This is a genomic window from Gordonia sp. UBA7599 (assembly GCA_002477755.1).
Classification (GTDB): Bacteria; Actinomycetota; Actinomycetes; order Mycobacteriales; family Mycobacteriaceae; genus Gordonia.
On sequence record DLKD01000128.1, the window covers coordinates 1 to 18,254 of the forward strand.

Below are 18,254 nucleotides of genomic sequence, written 5' to 3' on the forward strand. Positions count from 1 at the left end.
ACTTTTCGACCGGAGCCGACAGTCGGTGACCGAACTGGAGTTCGGGTTCGGGATGTTGTGGGATTCGGCACCTGACGGTGAGCACTTGGTGGTGTTCCGGGATCTGGTCGGTCTGGTGCCGGACGGATGGGCGGATCCAGACTCAGATCGGGTGATGGCGTTTCGCAACGAAGTGGTGGTGAGGGCTGCAGTCAAGCGCGTGACGGCGCGGCGCTACACGGCCGCCGTCGCCGAAGGAGCACAAACCGTTGACCTCGAATCGGTAGTCGCCGAGAACGAGCGGGTTTCGTTCGAGGATTTGATGGTCACCGCGCTGACGGCTCCAGTGCGTCGTCGTGCGGAGGAGGTGATCGTCGCTTCCGGAGCTGGCCGCGAAGGCGTGGAACGCTTGTTCCGGGACGACCACACCGTGGCGGTTGGCCGTGAGGCTCTGGTCGGCGATCTCACCGCTCGACTGATTGCTGGTGATCGGGTGGTGCTGGTCGGCGAGTCGGGGACGGGGAAGTCGACGATCCTGTGCGCGGTCGAGGAGAGTCTTCATGGCACCGAGAGTGTGACGGTGGTGTCCGTGCTGTTGGGGGCGTCGGGGACGGGGGTGTCGGGTAGAGATGTGGTGTTGCGGCTGGTCGAGCAGTTGCAGCCGTTGATCGGCCACGAACTGAGCGCACCAACCGATGCGGATGAGGATGCGTTCATCCAGTGGTGGCGAGATGTGTTGACCGAGGCGCAGACGGTCATCGGGGGTCGGTTGGTCGTGGTGGTCGATGCGTTGGATGCGTTGGCCGATGATCGCGCCCGGTCCGATGTGTGGCCGGCGCGGGTGGTGCCGCCGTCGATCGGGTTGTTGTGTTCGACGACGAGCCCCGATCAGGCGGCGGTCTTGGAAGGTGTCGGCGGCGACCGTATCGACGTCGGCGAACTGTCACCGGCGACGGCGGTGGAGGCTGCGCGGTCGTGGGCGGGTCAGACCGGTCGGGCGCTGCCGGCATCGGTGTTGGCAATCATTGGAACCGCCCCCAGGTCACCGTTGTGGGTGCGGTTAGCGGTGGATTTGTTGGCCGACTTGGACGCGGGGGACTTCACGTCGATCGCCGCAGCGCCCGATCAGGCCTCTGCGATTGAAGGGTTGCTGCTTCAGGGGGCTCGGAGACTGCCGTCCGACGCGGCCGATCTCGCGGGTGTGTTCCTGGATCGTGTCGCGGATCGGATAGGCGAGGGGCCAGCCGAGTTGCTGCTGGGAGCCTTGGCTACGGCGCGGTCAGGATTGGCTCCCGTCGATCTGGCGGTCTTGTTGCCGGATGACCCGGATTCCAGCCTCAAGGTCGCTGTTCTGCAGCGTGTGTTGGGCGACCAACTGCGCAGCACCGACGCCGCGGGTCGGCTGACCTTCGCCCACACGATCGTGCAGCAGCACGCCGCAAGCAGGGTCGGGACCGACGTGCACACCCGCATCGTCGATGTCCTCGCCGGTGACACCGTATGGGATGACACCAATGCCCTGGATGTCATCTGGCACACGGTTTCGGCCAGCACGGAAACCGGGGAACCAGCTTCCGGGAGTCTCGTCGGAGTCCTTGCCCGTGCTGCCAATCACCGTCCACACGGTGGGGATCTCGTCCTCATGCGCGCCCTGGACGCATATCCCGGGCCGGGAATCGCACTCATCGATCGCCTGGACCGTTCAATGCTGAGTGATGAGGGGATGGCGTTCTTTCTCGAGGCGCCCCGTGCAGTCGATCGGCGGTACTTGCGGCCAGCGGCCCGCGTGGATCTGAGTCTTGCCGTGCTCGACCTGGCACTTGCCGGTGAGACCGGGACACGAGATCGCCAGGCTGCCGCGGCGTGCAACAACCTGGGCGCCGACAATCTCGTCGTCGGTGATCTCGACGGTGCCGGTGGGGCGTTCGATCGGGCGCTGAAGTTTGCCCGGAGATTGATGACGGAGCAGCCGGGATCGGAGCAGGCCAAGAGCGACCTGGGCGTCGCGCTCAATGGGATCGGTGACGTCCGAGAGGCTCGGGGTGATCTTGAGGGTGCGCAAGCCGCATTCGAGGAGACGCTCGAACTGCGTCGCGGGTTGGTGCGCGCGGAGCCTGACCTGGCACAGGCCCGACGTGAGCTGAGTGTGGCATTGAACCGGGTCGGGGCAGTGCGGCGAGTGCGTGGTGATGCCGACGGTGCGCTCTCGGCCTATCAAGAGTCGCTCGAGCTGGCGCGTGGGTTGGCGTTGGCGCAGCCGGCCTCGGTGCAGGCGCAAAGCGATCTCGTCGTCGCGCTGAATCGGATTGGTGGCGTACGGCAAGCGAGCGGTGATCTCGATGGCGCACAGGCCGCGTTTGAAGAGATGTTGGTACTGGATCGCGCGCTGGTGAGTGTGCAGCCGGGGTCGGTCAGGGCTCGACACGATCTGGGTGTTGCGTTGGGCTGGATCGGTAGCGTGCGACGGTCGCGGGGTGATCTCGAGGGCGCGCTGGCCGCGTTCGAGGAGGCGCTGGAACTGTTCCGGGAACTGGCCCAAGCACAACCGGGGTCGGTCGGCGCGGTGGAGGCGGTCGTCAGCGCGCTGACGAATATTGCCATCGTCCAACGAGAGCGCGGTGACTCGGCAGCTGCGCGGGCGATGATCGAGGAGGCGGTCTTACTCGCCGGGGACTCGTACGCGGCGCATCCCGATGTCGCGGTCGCGAAGTCGGATCTGGCGTCGGCGATGAGCATCCTCGCCGAGATCCTCGACGGTCTCGGTGATGTTGACGGTGCGGAGCGGGTGCGCGCCGAGGCCGCGGCCTTGGAGGGCCCGTAACGTTTCGCCCGGCGCAGCCGACAACCGTTTGCACCCACCGAAAGGAAACCCGCCTTGCACACCACCTGACCTGACAATTCCCCGCCCTAAGGACGTCTCACAGGAGACGTGTACCCACAGGGAGATGGAGGAAACAGAAAATGGTGAGCAACGGCAAAATGCGGTTCGCGGTGGCGATCGTGGCGGCCCGCACGGCGGGCCACAAGGCGCGCGGCGACAAGCGGTGCGGGTGCGGACTCTGCCGCCACTGGGTCCACATGGCGGCCCACTGGGCAGGGGTTCCCCGCACGGACCTCGAGGCGGCGCTGCCGGAGCCGGCCAAGCCGCGCCAACGGGAGCGACGCCCGAACCCGCGGGGGATGCGGGCGCAGATCTGCGAGAACGGAACCATCCGGCCGCGCGGTGGTGACCTCGGCGAGGCCGCCGGGTTGGCCGTCCTCCTGGACCGGTTGCACCGGGAGGAGTGACGGGCGGGGCCGGGTCAGACCAGTTTCTCGCCCGGCCCCTCACCCGGGGCGTCGGGAATGGCGCTCGCTTCACGGAATGCGGCTTGCAGGCCCTTCACGCCGTCGCGGATGGGGGTGGCGTGCAGACCGAGGTCGCCACGAGCGGCGTCGAAGAGGCCGGCCAGAGCGGTGATCAGTTTGCGCGCCTCGTCGAGATCCACGTCGTCGTCGGTGGCCCCCTCGGCCAAGCCGAGCTTCTCGGCGGCCGAGCTCATCAGCATGACGACGGCTCGGGTGATGACCTCGATCGCGGGGATGTCGCCCAGCTCGCGGACCTGCGCGTCCGCGTCGTCGGAGGGGCCCGGCGTCGAATAGGTGTTCTCGGACATGACTGTTAGACTGTCACAGTGCGACCGCTCCGGGTTACCGGGGCAGGCAAGTGGAGTTCCGCTCCCACCGTGCGACGCGACAGCAGCAATGCGCAGCAGTTTCACGGTCCGACACGCGCCCTCGACGGGAATCTTCTCGTCGTGCTGTGCGCTTGTTGGTCGGCATCGGAGCCCCTCGGGCATTGGTTTCGCAGCCAATACCCGGCGGGGCTTTCTTGTTGGGGCAGCGCTTCCTGCTTTCCGTCCCCGCGTTCCACACGGCGGTCGACCCGGAGAACAACCTACTGAGGAGGCCCCATCAGCACTGAGACTCGCATCAACGAGCGCATCCGCGTCCCCGAGGTCCGACTTGTCGGCCCGAACGGTGAGCAGGTGGGCATCGTGCGTGTTGAGAATGCGCTCCGTCTGGCCGAGGAAGCCGATCTCGATCTAGTGGAGGTGGCGCCGGATGCCCGGCCGCCGGTCTGCAAGATCATGGACTACGGCAAATTCAAGTACGAGGCCGCGCAGAAACAGCGTGAGTCGCGTCGTAACCAGCAGATGACCGTCATCAAGGAGCAGAAGCTCCGCCCGAAGATCGACGACCACGACTACGAGACCAAGAAGGGTCACGTCATCCGCTTCCTGGAAGCCGGATCGAAGGTCAAGGTCACGATCATGTTCCGCGGACGCGAGCAGTCGCGTCCCGAACTCGGTTACCGGCTGTTGCAGCGACTCGGCACCGATGTCGCCGAGTACGGCTTCGTCGAGACCTCGGCGAAGCAGGACGGACGCAACATGACGATGGTCCTGGCCCCGCACAAGGGAGCCAAGACCCGCGCCAAGGCTGCACAGGACTCGGGCCGCGGCGCGAAGGCGGAGCCCAAGCCCGCCGAGTCGGAATAGCCGCCGAACACAGACCATTTCCCGGTTCCGTCACACCGACGGGGCCGACGATTCCGGGCCCAGGCCCGGTTGGATGAACAGGAAGTACCCATGCCAAAGGCAAAGACCCACAAGGGCACCGCGAAGCGATTCAAGGTGACCGGCAGCGGCAAGATCATGCGCCAGAAGGCCAACAAGCGCCACCTCCTGGAGCACAAGTCGTCGCACCGCAAGCGCCGCCTCGACGGAACCACCGTCGTCTCCGAAAACGATGCCCCGCGCATCAAGCGCCTGCTCAACGGCAACGGCTAATCGCAGCCCGCTCAACGATCAACCAGACTGAAGTAGAAGAGGACCAGACATGGCACGCGTGAAGAGGGCGGTAAACGCCCAGAAGAAGCGTCGGACGACCCTGGAGGCGTCGAAGGGCTACCGCGGGCAGCGCTCGCGCCTGTACCGCAAGGCCAAGGAGCAGCAGCTCCACTCGATGACCTACGCCTACCGCGATCGTCGTGCGCGCAAGGGCGAGTTCCGCAAGCTGTGGATCTCGCGCATCAACGCTGCGGCGCGTCTCAACGACATCACCTACAACCGCTTCATCCAGGGCCTCAAGGCCGCTGGTGTCGAGGTGGACCGCAAGGTGCTCGCCGAGATCGCCGTGAGCGACCCGCAGGCCTTCACCGGCCTCGTCGAGGTGGCCCGCAAGGCGCTCCCGGACGACGTCAACGCGCCTGCCGCCTGACCGCGGCCGCATAAACGCCGACGCAACCCGCGATGGAAGTTCTCACCGAACGCTCATCGCGGGTTGTTTCGTTTGCCAAGCTTCACCGCGCCTCGGCTCGACGTGACCAGGGGCAGTTCCTCGTCGAGGGGCCCAATGCGGTGGAGGCTGCGCTGGACGCCGGCCAAGCTCAGGTGGTGTTGGTCGGGGAGGACGACGTCGATCGGCATCGCGACGTTCTCGCCGTCGCCGCCGATCGGGGAGTCGGCGTCCTCGAAGTGACCGCACGCGCTGTGGCCAAACTTGCTGACGCGACGACGCCGCCGGGCATCTTCGCCGTGTGCGGCTTACTCGACGTCGCTCTCGACGAGGTGCTGACAAGCGCGCCGCAGCTGCTGGCCGTCGCCGTCGAACCGCGTGAGCCGGGGAACCTCGGCACGATAATCCGCTGCGCCGACGCGATGGGTGCCGACGGCGTCGTGGTCCTCGGTGACGCCGTCGACCCACACAACGGCAAATGTGTTCGTGCGAGTGCCGGCAGCGTCTTCCACCTGCCGATCGTGCGGGAGCGTTCGGTCGACGAGGGTCTGGCAGCTCTGCGTTCAGCGGGGCTCACCATCCTGGCCACGACCGCCGACGGTGAGACGCCGCTGATCACCGCCGGTGAGATACTCGCCCGGCCGACGGCGTGGTTGTTCGGTAACGAGGCCCACGGCCTGACCGACGACCTGGCGGCCGCCGCGGACCATCGGGTGTCAATCCCCATCAAGGGGCGCGCGGAGAGCCTGAACCTCGCCACCGCCGCCGCGATTTGTCTGTACGAGAGCGCGCGTGCACAGGGCTGAGGCGTCGACCCCACCCCGTTTCGTCAATCCAGCAACGACTGACGCTGGTTTGACGAAACCGTGCGGGGTTAGTCGTAGCACCGGGAAACCGCATGGGATCGACCAGGGCGGATCGACTAGTCTTGTCCCTCGTGGCCAAGCAGAACGACAACACCGAGATCGACACGTCAGCGCTGGAATCCGAGGCGCTCGACGCCGCGGCGGAAGCCGCTGTGAAAGCGTTCGCCGCTGTTTCCGACCTGGAGTCCCTGGCGTCGGCCAAGGTCGAGCATCTCGGCGAGAAGGCTGCCATCTCCCTGGCCCGACGTTCGCTGGGCGGTCTGCCCGGCGAGCAGCGCGCCGCCGCCGGCAAGGCCGTCAACGCCGCGCGGACCCGCGTGTCCGAGGCGTTGGAAACCCGCATCGCCGAGCTCGAGGCGCAGCGCGACGCCCTGGTCCTGGAGGCCGAGACCATCGACGTGACGCTGCCCAGTGGTCGCCGCCGAGTCGGTGCCCGCCACCCGATCACCGTGATCGGCGAGCAGATCGCCGACGTGTTCGTCGGCATGGGCTGGGAGATCGCCGAGGGCCCCGAGGTCGAGACCGAGCACTACAACTTCGACGCCCTCAACTTCCTGCCCGATCACCCGGCACGCTCCATGCAGGACACCTTTTACGTCGCGCCGGAGGGCTCGCGGCAGGTGCTGCGCACCCACACCTCGCCGGTGCAGGTCCGCACCATGCTGAACCGTGAGCTGCCGATCTACGTCGCCTGCCCGGGGCGTACCTTCCGCACCGACGAACTCGACGCCACGCACACGCCGGTCTTCCACCAGATCGAGGGCTTGGCCATCGACAGGAGCCTCACCATGGCAAACCTGCGCGGTGCGCTCGAAACGCTGGCGCATGCCCTGTTCGGCCCCGACACGACGACGCGGATGCGGCCGTCGTACTTCCCGTTCACCGAGCCGTCGGCCGAGGTCGACGTTTGGTTCCCCGCCAAGAAGGGCGGCGCCGGATGGGTGGAGTGGGGTGGCTGCGGCATGGTCAACCCCAATGTGTTGCGCGCCAGCGGCATCGATCCCGACGTCTACAGCGGCTTCGCCTTCGGCATGGGCCTGGAACGCACCCTGCAGTTCCGCAACGACCTGCCCGATATGCGCGACATGGTGGAGGGCGACATCCGCTTCACCGTGCCCTTCGGACCCGCCGCCTGACACACTGCCGCACCCGGCCACCGACCCCGATTCGAAAGCAGCAACTACCGTGCGTCTCCCACAGTCCTGGTTGACCGACGTTCTCGATCTCGCCGACGGCGAGGCCGCCCCGACCGCAGAGCAGATCGACGCGGCGTTCGTCCGCGTCGGGTTCGAGATCGAGGACGTCGAGCCCTTCGGCGATGTCGAGGGCCCCTTTGTCGTTGGCCGGGTCGAGAGCATTGAGGAGCTGACCGACTTCAAGAAGCCGATCCGCTTCTGCCTCGTCGCCGTCGGCAAGGACGCACCGCAGGAAATCGTCTGCGGCGCCCGCAACTTCACCGAGGGCGACCTCGTCGTCGTCGCGCTGCCCGGGACCACCCTGCCCGGTGGATTCCAAATCGCGTCGCGCAAGACCTACGGCAAGACGTCGGACGGCATGATCTGCTCGGTCGCCGAACTCGGCGTCGGTGACGACCACACCGGCATCCTCGTCCTTCCCGAAGGGTCCGCCGAGCCCGGTGACGATGCCAACGAGCTGCTCGGCCTGCCCGACACCGCGATCGACGTGAACGTCACCCCCGACCGCGGCTATGCGTTCTCCATGCGCGGCCTGGGTCGCGAACTGGCCGGCGCCCTGGACGCACAATTCATCGAGCCAGGTGCCGATGTCGACCCGGGCACCCCGGGTGACGGCTGGCCGGTCTCGATCGCCGCCGCGACAGGTGCGACGCGCTACACCGCGCGGGTCATCGAGGGCGTCGACCCGACGGCAGTCTCGCCGTGGTGGTTGCGCAAGCGCCTGCTGGTGGCGGGCATCCGGCCGATCTCGGCCGTCGTCGACGTCACCAACTACGTCATGATCGAGCTCGGCCAACCGCTGCACGCCTTCGATGCCGACCGGGTTAGGGGCACCGTCGCGGTGCGCAATGCCGAGGCGGGGGAGAAGCTGCTGACCCTCGACGGTGTCGAGCGCACCCTCGACGCGGAGGACGTCGTCATTGCCGACGAGTCCGGTGCCATCGCCATGGCCGGTGTCATGGGCGGTGCGACGACCGAGGTCAGCGCGGAGACGACGCGCGTTCTGCTCGAGTCGGCGACGTTCGATCCGGTGCGAGTCTTCCGGACCGGCAAGCGCCACAAGCTGTCCTCAGAGGCCGCCAAGCGGTTCGAGCGGACCGTCGACCCGGAGATCACCGCGATCGCTTCGGCGCGTGCGGCTCAGCTCATCGTCGAGATCGCCGGCGGCACCCAGGCCGACGCGTGGACCGACGTGCGGATCGCGACCGACCCGGTGCCGGCCATCAAGTTCGCGCCCAATGCGCCCGATGACACCGCCGGCGTCTACTACCCGGCGGGGACGTCGGGGCGGCGCCTGCGCGAGGTTGGCTGCACCGTCGACGAGCACATCGACGGACTTACGGTCCGGCCGCCGTCATGGCGCCCCGATCTGCGCGAGTCGGCCGACCTCGTCGAAGAGGTCCTGCGACTGGAAGGTCTGGAGGCCATCCCCGCCGTCGTGCCCCGCGCACCCGGCGGGCAGGGACTCACCCCGGTGCAGCGCCGGCGTCGCAGCATCGGGCGGACGCTGGCCCTCGACGGTTACGTCGAGGTCCTGCCGTACCCGTTCATGCCTGCAGGCGTCTTCGACGTGTGGGGGCTTCCCGACGACGATCCGCGGCGCACGACGGTCAGCGTCCTCAACCCGCTGGAGTCCGACCGTCCTGAGCTCAACACGACGTTGCTGCCCGGCCTGCTGGAGATGGTCGTGCGCAACCTGGCCCGCGGCCAGCGCGACCTGTCGCTGTTCACCATCGGCCAGGTGGTTCTCGGTGGTACTGGCAGCGGCGAGGACATCACCGCACTCGACGTCACCCGACGGCCCTCCGACGAAGAGCTGGCGCGCCTGGACGCCAGCCTCCCCGACCAGCCGGTGCACGTCGCCGCCGTGCTGACGGGGCTGTTCGAGCCGGCCGGGCCGTGGGGTCGCGGTCGGCCCGCCGACGCGACGGACGCCTTCGAGGCCGCCCGGTCCATCGGCCGCGCCGCGGGTATCGACGTCGAGCTTGTCGCCGACGACAAGCTGCCGTGGCACCCGGGCCGCTGTGCCCGGGTCGTCGCCATCGACGAGGCGGGCGAGCCGGTTACCATCGGCTGGGCCGGCGAGCTGCACCCCGCCGTGTGTGCGCGCGCCGACCTCCCCAAGCGCACGTGCGTCCTGGAACTCTCGATCGACGCGTTGCCGCTGGGCGCCAACTACCCCACGCCGACCCTCTCGGCCTATCCCGCCGTCCTGCAGGACGTCGCAGTGGTCGTCGAGGCTTCGGTGCCCGCGACCGACGTCGCAGCCGCGCTGCGCCACGGTGCCGGTGAGCTACTCGAGTCGCTGGAGCTGTTCGACGTCTACACCGGCGACCAGGTCGGGGAGGGCAACAAGTCGCTGGCATTCGCGCTGCGGTTCCGCGCCCCCGACCGCACCCTCACCGAGGACGAAGCGAGCGCCGCGAAGATGGCGGCGGTCGCGCATGCGGGAAGCACCGTCGGCGCGCGCCTGCGCTGATCGGGAGTTAACGCCACCCACCAAGCGTTAGGCTTCGCCGATGACCGGGAGATCGTCAGTACTCGCGTTGCTGTTCGCCACGGCCGCAGCCATGGTTCCCGCAGGGGCATCGGCGGTACCGCCAGCGGTCGGTTCGCTCGAGGTGCGTGCCGTTACGGGGCCGTCCGCCCGTGAAGTCGGTTCGTTCGCCGGGGTACGGGTGTCGGTGACCAACCAGAACGGGCGGCTGGTACTTACGCGGGCACCGTGGCCCAACAGCGAACGAATGGCCATCGTGAACCTCGCGGGCCAGGTTGTCGTGGCGACGACGCGTTGTCAGGGGCGGGTCCTCTTGCGCGCGACGGTCATCCCGGGTGCACGATTGGAAACGGCGGCACCCTGCGCCGGTCAATCGGATTAGTCTGACTCAACGGGGTCGGACTGAATAGGTTTGCATTGGTGTGCATAATGATCCTATGACGATTTCCGTTGCGGTCGCCGGTGCCTCCGGGTACGCGGGCGGCGAGATCCTGCGCCTGCTTCTCGGTCACCCCCGCGTGCAATCAGGGGAGGTGGTGATCGGTGCGCTCACCGCTGGCGGCAACGCCGGGACGACGCTGGGCGGGCACCATCCGAATTTGCTGCCGCTTGCCGACCGCATCCTGGACGAGACGACACCGGAGATCCTCGCAGGGCACGACGTCGTGTTCCTCGGCCTGCCGCACGGCACGTCGGCGCAAATCGCCGACGCTCTGCCCCCGACGACCCTGATCATCGACTGCGGTGCCGACTTCCGCCTCACCGACTCCCACGACTGGGAGATCTACTACGGCGGCGAGCACGCGGGTACCTGGCCCTACGGCCTGCCCGAGCTGCCCGGCAACCGGGAGAAGCTCGCCGACGCCAGCCGGATCGCCGTCCCTGGCTGCTACCCGACGGTGTCGATCCTCTCGCTGCTGCCCGCCCTGGCCAGCGGCCTCGTGGACCCGCACGTGACCATCGTCGCCGTCAGCGGCACGTCGGGCGCGGGACGCTCCCTCAAGGTCGACCTACTCGCCTCGGAGGTCATCGGCTCCGCGCGCGCCTACGGCGTCGGCGGCACCCATCGGCACACCCCGGAGATCTCGCAGGCACTCTCCGAAGCCGCACAATCGCCCGTGGCGGTGTCGTTCACCCCGGTCCTCGCGCCGATGTCGCGGGGCATCCTCGCCACCTGTACGGCGCGGACCTCAGCGTCGGAATCGGAAATACGGGCCGTGTATGAGAAGGCCTACGACGATGAGCCGTTCATCCACCTGTTGCCCGCGGGACAATTGCCGGCGACCTCGTCGGTAATCGGTTCCAACGCCGTCCAGATCGCGGTCACCGTCGACGAGCGTGCGGGCACCCTTGTCGCGGTCGGTGCCGTGGACAACCTGACCAAAGGCACCGGTGGTGCCGCCGTCCAATCGATGAACCTTGCCCTCGGCTTCGCCGAAACCGAGGGCCTGACCACCGTGGGAGTCGCACCGTGACCGACCAGCCCGTGACCACTGGCAATGCCGAACACCGGTTGATGCGCACGCAGGGGGTGACCGCCCCGCTGGGCTTTCGTGCGGCGGGCCTCGCGGCCGGCATCAAGGCCAGCGGCAACCTCGACCTGGCACTCGTTTTCAACGAGGGTCCCGAGTACGCGGCGGCCGCCGTGTTCACCCGCAATAAGGTCAAGGCAGCGCCGGTCCTGTGGAGCCAGAAGGTCCTCGAGTCGCACCACCTGCGCGCGGTCGTCCTCAACTCCGGCGGCGCCAATGCGTGCACCGGCCCCGGCGGTTTCGCCGACACCCACGCGACCGCCGAGGCAGTGGCGGAAGCGCTGTCTAACTGGGGGACCGAGACGGGGGCGATCGAGGTGGCCGTCTGCTCGACCGGCCTCATCGGTGACCGCCTACCGATGGATAAACTGTTGCCCGGCGTCACCGAGATCGTCCACGACATGGCCGGGGGCCTGTCCGGCGGCACCGACGCGGCGTGGGCGATCATGACCACCGACACCGTCCCCAAGCAGATCGCGGTGCACCACCGCGACGGCTGGAACGTCGGCGGCATGGCGAAGGGCGCCGGCATGCTGGCACCGTCGTTGGCCACCATGCTCGTCGTCCTCACCACTGACGCCCTCGTCGACGCCGAGCAGCTCGATCTGGCGCTGCGACGGGCCACCGCGCTGACCTTCGACCGGCTCGACGTCGACGGCGCCACGTCGACCAACGACACCGTCCTACTGCTGTCCTCGGGTGCCAGCCAGCTCCGCGTCGACCAGGCAGACCTTGACGCCGCTGTCTTCGCCGCGTGCGACGACCTCGCCGCCCAACTGCTGGCCGACGCCGAGGGCGTCACCAAGCGCGTCCTCGTCGAGGTCACCGGGGCCGTCGACGATGATCAGGCCCTCGCAGGCGCGCGCACGATCGCCCGGGACTCGCTGGTCAAGACCGCGTTGTTCGGCTCCGATCCCAACTGGGGCCGGATCCTGGCGGCAGTCGGCATCGCCCCGATCGAGCTCGACCCCGACAAGATCGCCGTGTCCTTCAACGGCAACGAGGTCTGCCGCGACGGTGTGGGAGTCGCGGGTGCGCGTGAGGTCGACCTGTCTGGGCAGGACATCCACCTGCTCGTCGACTTGGGCATCGGCACCGGCGGGGCGTCGATCCGAACGTCGGACCTGTCGCACGCCTACGTCGAAGAGAACTCGGCCTATTCATCATGAGCGCTGCGCCCGATAGCACGGCATTCGAGCGGGCCCGGCTGCTCGCCGAGTCCCTGCCCGCCCTGCAGGAGCTGCACGGGCGGACCGTCGTCGTGAAGTACGGCGGCAACGCCATGGTCGACGACGCCCTCAAGGCCGCGTTCGCCGACGACATGGTGCTGCTGCGCGCCTGCGGTATCCACCCCGTCGTCGTGCATGGCGGCGGTCCGCAGATCTCGGCGATGCTGAAGCGCGTCGGCTTGGAAGGCGAGTTCCGCGGCGGGTTCCGTGTCACCACCCCCGAGGTGATGGACGTCGTGCGGATGGTCCTGTTCGGCCAGGTCGGGCGTGAACTCGTCGGCCTCATCAACAGCCACGGTCCCTACGCGGTGGGCATCACCGGGGAGGACGCGCACCTGTTCACCGCCACCCGGCGGACGGTCGTCGTCGACGGCGAGGAGACCGACATCGGCCTGGTCGGCGACATCACGTCGGTGAACACCTCGGCCGTCGACGACCTCATCGCGGCCGGACGGATCCCCGTCGTCTCCACGATCGCCCCTGACCGCGACGGCGTCGCCCACAACATCAACGCCGACACCGCCGCCGGTGCACTGGCCGAGGCACTCGGCGCGGCCCGGCTGGTGATGCTCACCGACGTGCCGGGCCTCTACACCGCCTGGCCGGACCGCTCGTCGCTGGCGACGCGCATCAGCACCGACGAAGTCGCGGCACTATTGCCGTCGCTGGACGCCGGGATGATCCCCAAGATGGAGGCCTGCCTGCGCGCGGTCCGCGGTGGGGTCTCCGCCGCCCATGTGATCGACGGCCGTGAGCCGCACGCCGTGCTGGCCCGGCTGCTGTCGCCGGGCGAGCACGAGTCGCTCGGCACCACCGTCGAACCCGGTGAGGAGCTCTGATGACCGACAATTCCGCCCACAGCACCGCCGACTGGCAGGCGCGCTGGGCCGCGTCGATGACCAACAACTACGGCACCCCGGCGGTCGCGCTGACCGGCGGGTCGGGCGCGGTCGTCACCGATGCCGACGGCCGTGAGTACCTCGACCTGCTCGGCGGCATCGCCGTGAACGCCCTCGGCCACGGCCACCCGGCGATCACGGCCGCGGTGACCGAGCAGCTGGCAACGCTGGGCCACACGTCGAATCTCTACATCTCTCCGCCCGCGGTGGAACTGGCCGAGAAACTGCTCGCCCGTTTCGGCGTCGACGGCTCGCGGGTGTTCTTCTGCAACTCGGGTACCGAGGCCAACGAGGCGGCGTTCAAACTCGCCCGACTCACCGGCCGCCCGGAGATCGTCGCGGCCGAGAAGGCCTTCCACGGCCGGACGATGGGCTCGCTCGCCATGACCGGTCAACCGGCCAAGCGGGCACCGTTCGAACCGATGCCGGAGGGAGTGCGCTTCGTGCCCTACGGCGACGCCGATGCGCTCGACGCTGCCGTCGACGAGAACACCGCCGCGGTCATCCTGGAACCGATCATGGGGGAGAGCGGCGTCATCGTGCCGCCCGCCGACTACCTCGCCCGCGCCCGGGCGATCACCGCCGAACGCGGTGCGCTGCTCATCTTCGACGAGGTGCAGACCGGGATCGCCCGGACCGGCACGTTCTTCGCCCACCAGGCCGCCGGTGTCGTGCCGGATGTGATGACGCTGGCCAAGGGGCTCGGCGGCGGCTTCCCGATCGGAGCAGTGATCACCGGCCCACGGGCCGCGGACCTGTTCGGCCCGGGCATGCATGGAACGACTTTCGGCGGCAATCCCTACAGTGCGGCCGCCGCGCTGGCAGTGCTCACGACGATCGACGACGAGGGGCTCGTCGAGCGCGTCGCCACCCTCGGCAAATCCCTGGCCGCCGGTATCGAGGACCTCGACCATCCGCTGATCGACCACGTGCGTGGCTCCGGCCTGCTCTTGGGCGTGGTGCTGCGCGCCGACGTCGCCAAGGCAGCCGAGGCCGCCGCCCGCGACGCCGGTTTCCTCGTCAACGCCCCCGACACGAACATCCTGCGGCTGGCACCCCCGCTGGTCCTCACCGACGAACAGGCACAGTCCTTCATCGACGCCCTGCCCGCCATCCTCGACACCGCGCAAGGAGAACAACCATGACGCGCCACTTCCTTCGCGACGACGACCTGACCCCCGATGAGCAGGCCCAAGTGCTGGCCTTGGCTGCGGAGCTCAAGGCTGCGCCGTTCTCGCAGCAGCCGCTCGCCGGCCCACGCGGCGTCGCCGTGCTGTTCGACAAGAACTCCACACGCACCCGCTTCTCCTTCGATGTGGGGGTCGCCCAACTCGGCGGGCATGCCGTCGTCGTCGACACCGGGTCGACGCAGATGGGCCGCGACGAGACGCTCGCCGACACCGCGCGAGTCCTCTCGCGCTTCGTCGACGCCATCGTGTGGCGGACCTACGGGCAGGAGCGCCTCGACGAGCTGGCCGCCTTCTCGTCGGTGCCGGTCGTGAACGCGCTCTCCGACGGGTTCCACCCGTGCCAGGTGCTCGCGGACTTGCAGACGATCATCGAACACAAGGGCACTGCGGCGGGCCTGACCATGGCCTACCTCGGCGACGGCGCCAACAACATGGCGCACTCGTTGATGCTCGGCGGGGTTACCGCGGGCATGCACGTGCGCGTCAGCGGTCCCGACGGCTTCACCCCGGATCCCTCGGTGCTGGCCGCCAGCGTGGAGCGGGCGCGACTCACCGGCGGGTCGGCGACGGTGATCTCCGATCCGGTCGAAGCGGTGCGCGGCGCCGACGTGCTCGTCACCGACACCTGGGTCTCGATGGGCCAGGAGGACGACGGGAAGGACCGCGTCGCACCGTTTAGGCCCTACCAGATCAACGACGAGCTGCTCGCCCACGCGGCCGAAGGCGCCATCGTGCTGCACTGCCTGCCCGCACATCGTGGGGAGGAGATCACCGACGAGGTGATGGACGGCCCGGCCAGCGTCGTGTTCGACGAAGCGGAGAACCGGCTGCACGCGCAGAAGGCGCTACTCGTGTGGCTGCTGGCCAATCAGGACGGGCAGTGAGCACGTCGCACTCCGACGCCCGGGTGACGACGCGGGCGGGCCGCCACGCGCGCATCGTCGAGATCCTCTCCAATCGTGTGGTCGGCTCCCAGACCGACCTGGCTGCGATCCTCGCCGACGAGGGCGTCGAGGTCACCCAGGCGACACTGTCGCGCGACCTCGAGGAACTGGGTGCGGTCAAGCTGCGCGGCGCCGACGGGGGACCGTGGGCCTACGTCGTGCCCGAGGACGGATCGCCGGTGCGCGGCGTCGTCGGCGGCACCGACCGCCTGGTGCGCATGCTCGGCGAACTCCTCGTCGGCACCGATGCGTCGGGCAACACCGCCGTCCTGCGCACCCCTCCCGGTGCCGCGGGCTACCTGGCCAGCGCTTTGGACCGCGCGAGCCTGCCCGAGGTCGCTGGCACCATCGCGGGTGATGACACGATCTTCGTCCTCGCCAGGGAGCCGATGACCGGCGCCGACCTGGCGAAACACTTGGAGAACCTGGTCTGACGACCCGGGTGCCGCGCAGCGGCGGCGCCCAGCAAGAATAGAACCGACATCAAGACACATCGAGGAGCACACACAGCCATGGCCGAACGCGTCATCCTGGCATATTCCGGGGGTCTCGACACCTCCGTCGCTATCAGTTGGATCGGTAAGGAGACCGGCAAAGAGGTCGTCGCCGTCGCCATCGACCTCGGCCAGGGCGGCGAGGACATGGAGGTCGTGCGCCAGCGCGCGATCGACTGCGGCGCCGTCGAAGCCGTCGTCGTCGACGCGCGCGACGAGTTCGCCGATGAGTACTGCCTCCCGACCATCACCGCCAACGGGCTCTACATGGACCGCTACCCGCTGGTCTCGGCGATCAGCCGTCCGCTCATCGTCAAGCATCTGGTGACCGCGGCACGCAACCACGGCGGCACCGTCGTCGCCCACGGCTGCACCGGTAAGGGCAACGACCAGGTCCGCTTCGAGGTCGGCTTCAACACCCTTGCACCGGAGCTGGAGGTCCTCGCCCCGGTCCGCGACTACGCGTGGACCCGGGAAAAGGCGATCGCCTTTGCCGAGGAAAACGCAATCCCGATCAACGTCACCAAGCGCTCCCCGTTCTCGATCGATCAGAACGTGTGGGGCCGTGCCGTCGAGACCGGCTTCCTCGAGGATCTGTGGAACGCCCCGACCAAGGACGTCTACGACTACACAGAGGACCCGACGATCAACTTCAACGCTCCCGACGAGCTGATCATCAGCTTTGACAAGGGGCGTCCGGTCGCCATCGACGGCAAGCCGGTGACGGTGCTCGGGGCCATCGAGGAGCTCAACCGCCGCGCCGGTGCGCAGGGCGTGGGCCGGCTGGACGTCGTGGAGGACCGGCTCGTCGGGATCAAGAGCCGCGAGATCTACGAGGCGCCCGGCGCGATGGTCCTGATCACCGCCCACGAAGAGCTCGAGCACGTGACGCTGGAGCGCGAGTTGGGTCGCTACAAGCGCCACATCGACCAGAAGTGGGCCGAGCTGGTCTACGACGGCCTCTGGTTCTCCCCGCTCAAGACCGCGCTGGACACCTTCATCGACCACACGAACGAGCACGTGTCCGGCGACATCCGGTTGGTGCTGAACGGTGGGGCGATCATCGTCAACGGCCGCCGGTCCTCGGAGTCGCTCTACGACTTCAACCTGGCCACCTACGACGAGGGCGACACCTTCGATCAGTCCAACGCGAAGGGCTTCGTGCAGTTGCACGGGCTCTCGTCGAAGATCGCCGCGCGGCGCGACCTGGGCAACATCGGCCAGCAGCGCGACGCCGCGCAGTGACCGGTGGCGGGGATTCGAAGTGACCACGGGTAAGGACGAGGCCACCAACTCCGGTGCCCTGTGGGGCGGTCGGTTCGCCGACGGCCCCGCCGAGGCGATGGCCGCGCTGAGCCGGTCCACCCACTTCGACTGGGTCCTGGCGCCCTACGACATCGAGGCGTCGCGGGCGCACGCGCGCGTGCTCAACCGCGCGGGGTTGTTGACCGACGCCGACCTCGCTGCGATGCTCGAGGGCCTCGATCGGCTCGACGCCGACGTCGCCGACGGTTCGTTCGCGCCGGCGGAGTCCGACGAGGACGTGCACGGCGCGCTCGAACGCGGGCTGATCGACCGTGTCGGCCCAGAGTTGGGCGGGCGGCTGCGGGCCGGGCGCTCGCGCAACGATCAGGTCGCCACGCTTTTCCGCATGTGGCTGCGCGGGGCGTTCCGGCGTGTGGCTGCCGGTGTTGCCGACGTCGCGCAGGCCCTCGTCGACCAGGCCGCCGCCAATTCCGACGTCGTCATGCCGGGCAAGACGCACCTGCAGGCCGCCCAGCCGGTGCTGTTGAGCCACCAACTGCTCGCCCATGTGCACCCGTTGCTGCGTGACTTGGACCGGCTCGCCGACGCCGATCGGCGCACGGCCGTCTCGCCCTACGGCTCCGGCGCACTCGCCGGCTCGTCGCTCGGACTCGATCCGGCGGCGATTGCCGCTGATCTCGGATTCGACGGCCCGATGGCCAATTCGATCGACGCCACCTCCTCGCGGGATTTCGCCGCCGAGGCGGCATGGGTGTTCGCCATGATCGCCGTCGACCTGTCCCGGCTGGCCGAGGAGGTCATCGCCTGGAGCACTCCCGAGTTCGGTTACGTCACCCTGGCCGATGCCTGGTCGACGGGCAGCTCGATCATGCCGCAGAAGAA

18 protein-coding genes are annotated in these 18,254 nt (G+C 68.5%); 17 read left to right on the top strand and 1 reads right to left on the bottom strand.

Annotated features, from left to right (window positions below; translation table 11 throughout):
* Both B4L26_RS14240 and B4L26_RS14245 read left to right on the top strand, forming a co-directional pair.
* Nucleotides 1-2,800, top strand: a 2,800-nt coding sequence (locus tag B4L26_RS14240; RefSeq protein WP_290719736.1) for a hypothetical protein, incomplete at its 5' end; no start/stop codon positions are given.
* A gap of 140 nt (nucleotides 2,801-2,940) precedes the next feature.
* Entirely contained in the window at nucleotides 2,941-3,267 is a 327-nt protein-coding gene (locus B4L26_RS14245; protein WP_290719739.1) for a hypothetical protein, read from the top strand.
* A 14-nt stretch (nucleotides 3,268-3,281) separates the two neighbouring features.
* On the opposite strand, the gene B4L26_RS14250 is transcribed toward B4L26_RS14245, so the two are convergent.
* The gene (locus B4L26_RS14250; RefSeq protein ID WP_290719742.1) at nucleotides 3,282-3,635 is read right to left on the bottom strand and encodes a DUF1844 domain-containing protein; all 354 of its coding nucleotides are present in this window, start codon (nucleotides 3,633-3,635) and stop codon (nucleotides 3,282-3,284) included.
* A gap of 297 nt (nucleotides 3,636-3,932) precedes the next feature.
* Here B4L26_RS14250 and infC point away from each other — a divergent pair, with 297 nt between their 5' ends.
* From infC to argH, 15 genes are all read left to right on the top strand, one after another.
* Nucleotides 3,933-4,520 carry a translation initiation factor IF-3 gene (gene infC / locus B4L26_RS14255; RefSeq protein WP_290719780.1) on the top strand — a complete coding sequence of 196 codons (588 nt, stop codon included), beginning with the start codon at nucleotides 3,933-3,935 and terminating at the stop codon, nucleotides 4,518-4,520.
* 90 nt (nucleotides 4,521-4,610) lie between these two features.
* On the top strand, nucleotides 4,611-4,811 hold the full coding sequence (gene rpmI, locus B4L26_RS14260; RefSeq protein WP_290719745.1) for a 50S ribosomal protein L35: 201 nt from the start codon (nucleotides 4,611-4,613) through the stop codon (nucleotides 4,809-4,811).
* Nucleotides 4,812-4,860: 49 nt separating this feature from the next.
* Nucleotides 4,861-5,241: a 50S ribosomal protein L20 gene (gene rplT / locus B4L26_RS14265; RefSeq protein ID WP_290719748.1), complete on the top strand. Its 381-nt coding sequence runs from the start codon at nucleotides 4,861-4,863 to the stop codon at nucleotides 5,239-5,241.
* 32 nt (nucleotides 5,242-5,273) lie between these two features.
* Nucleotides 5,274-6,065 (top strand): TrmH family RNA methyltransferase, encoded by a 792-nt coding sequence (locus B4L26_RS14270; protein ID WP_290719751.1) that lies wholly within the window; start codon nucleotides 5,274-5,276, stop codon nucleotides 6,063-6,065.
* Between the two features lie 131 nt (nucleotides 6,066-6,196).
* Nucleotides 6,197-7,261, top strand: coding sequence for a phenylalanine--tRNA ligase subunit alpha (gene pheS, locus B4L26_RS14275; RefSeq protein ID WP_290719753.1), 1,065 nt, complete (start codon nucleotides 6,197-6,199; stop codon nucleotides 7,259-7,261).
* A 49-nt stretch (nucleotides 7,262-7,310) separates the two neighbouring features.
* Nucleotides 7,311-9,800, top strand: coding sequence for a phenylalanine--tRNA ligase subunit beta (gene pheT / locus B4L26_RS14280; protein WP_290719755.1), 2,490 nt, complete (start codon nucleotides 7,311-7,313; stop codon nucleotides 9,798-9,800).
* Nucleotides 9,801-9,840: 40 nt separating this feature from the next.
* The gene (locus B4L26_RS14285; RefSeq protein ID WP_290719756.1) at nucleotides 9,841-10,200 is read left to right on the top strand and encodes a hypothetical protein; all 360 of its coding nucleotides are present in this window, start codon (nucleotides 9,841-9,843) and stop codon (nucleotides 10,198-10,200) included.
* A gap of 55 nt (nucleotides 10,201-10,255) precedes the next feature.
* Nucleotides 10,256-11,293, top strand: coding sequence for an N-acetyl-gamma-glutamyl-phosphate reductase (gene argC / locus B4L26_RS14290; RefSeq protein WP_290719758.1), 1,038 nt, complete (start codon nucleotides 10,256-10,258; stop codon nucleotides 11,291-11,293).
* A gap of 41 nt (nucleotides 11,294-11,334) precedes the next feature.
* A complete protein-coding gene (gene argJ, locus B4L26_RS14295) occupies nucleotides 11,335-12,519 on the top strand; it encodes a bifunctional glutamate N-acetyltransferase/amino-acid acetyltransferase ArgJ (protein ID WP_290719782.1) in 1,185 nt (394 codons plus the stop codon).
* A complete protein-coding gene (gene argB, locus B4L26_RS14300; protein WP_290719760.1) occupies nucleotides 12,516-13,418 on the top strand; it encodes an acetylglutamate kinase in 903 nt (300 codons plus the stop codon). The genes argJ and argB overlap by 4 nt, the downstream gene beginning before the upstream one ends.
* On the top strand, nucleotides 13,418-14,623 hold the full coding sequence (locus B4L26_RS14305) for an acetylornithine transaminase (RefSeq protein WP_290719763.1): 1,206 nt from the start codon (nucleotides 13,418-13,420) through the stop codon (nucleotides 14,621-14,623). The genes argB and B4L26_RS14305 overlap by 1 nt, the downstream gene beginning before the upstream one ends.
* Nucleotides 14,620-15,552: an ornithine carbamoyltransferase gene (argF, locus tag B4L26_RS14310; RefSeq protein WP_290719764.1), complete on the top strand. Its 933-nt coding sequence runs from the start codon at nucleotides 14,620-14,622 to the stop codon at nucleotides 15,550-15,552. Before B4L26_RS14305 ends, argF begins: the two co-directional genes overlap by 4 nt.
* Entirely contained in the window at nucleotides 15,522-16,046 is a 525-nt protein-coding gene (locus B4L26_RS14315) for an arginine repressor (protein WP_409563454.1), read from the top strand. Before argF ends, B4L26_RS14315 begins: the two co-directional genes overlap by 31 nt.
* Nucleotides 16,047-16,124: 78 nt before the next feature.
* Nucleotides 16,125-17,351, top strand: a complete 1,227-nt coding sequence (locus B4L26_RS14320; RefSeq protein ID WP_290719768.1) for an argininosuccinate synthase — start codon at nucleotides 16,125-16,127, stop codon at nucleotides 17,349-17,351.
* Between the two features lie 19 nt (nucleotides 17,352-17,370).
* The coding region (gene argH, locus B4L26_RS14325) for an argininosuccinate lyase (protein WP_290719771.1) at nucleotides 17,371-18,254 on the top strand (884 nt) is incomplete at its 3' end.

Coding starts and splice junctions, on each gene's coding strand:
- B4L26_RS14245 (WP_290719739.1), top strand. CDS start 2,941: ATGGTGAGCAACGGCAAAATGCGGTTCGCGGTGGCGATCGTGGCGGCC.
- B4L26_RS14250 (WP_290719742.1), bottom strand. CDS start 3,635: ATGTCCGAGAACACCTATTCGACGCCGGGCCCCTCCGACGACGCGGAC.
- rpmI (WP_290719745.1), top strand. CDS start 4,611: ATGCCAAAGGCAAAGACCCACAAGGGCACCGCGAAGCGATTCAAGGTG.
- rplT (WP_290719748.1), top strand. CDS start 4,861: ATGGCACGCGTGAAGAGGGCGGTAAACGCCCAGAAGAAGCGTCGGACG.
- B4L26_RS14270 (WP_290719751.1), top strand. CDS start 5,274: ATGGAAGTTCTCACCGAACGCTCATCGCGGGTTGTTTCGTTTGCCAAG.
- B4L26_RS14285 (WP_290719756.1), top strand. CDS start 9,841: ATGACCGGGAGATCGTCAGTACTCGCGTTGCTGTTCGCCACGGCCGCA.
- argC (WP_290719758.1), top strand. CDS start 10,256: ATGACGATTTCCGTTGCGGTCGCCGGTGCCTCCGGGTACGCGGGCGGC.
- argJ (WP_290719782.1), top strand. CDS start 11,335: ATGCGCACGCAGGGGGTGACCGCCCCGCTGGGCTTTCGTGCGGCGGGC.
- argB (WP_290719760.1), top strand. CDS start 12,516: ATGAGCGCTGCGCCCGATAGCACGGCATTCGAGCGGGCCCGGCTGCTC.
- B4L26_RS14305 (WP_290719763.1), top strand. CDS start 13,418: ATGACCGACAATTCCGCCCACAGCACCGCCGACTGGCAGGCGCGCTGG.
- argF (WP_290719764.1), top strand. CDS start 14,620: ATGACGCGCCACTTCCTTCGCGACGACGACCTGACCCCCGATGAGCAG.
- B4L26_RS14320 (WP_290719768.1), top strand. CDS start 16,125: ATGGCCGAACGCGTCATCCTGGCATATTCCGGGGGTCTCGACACCTCC.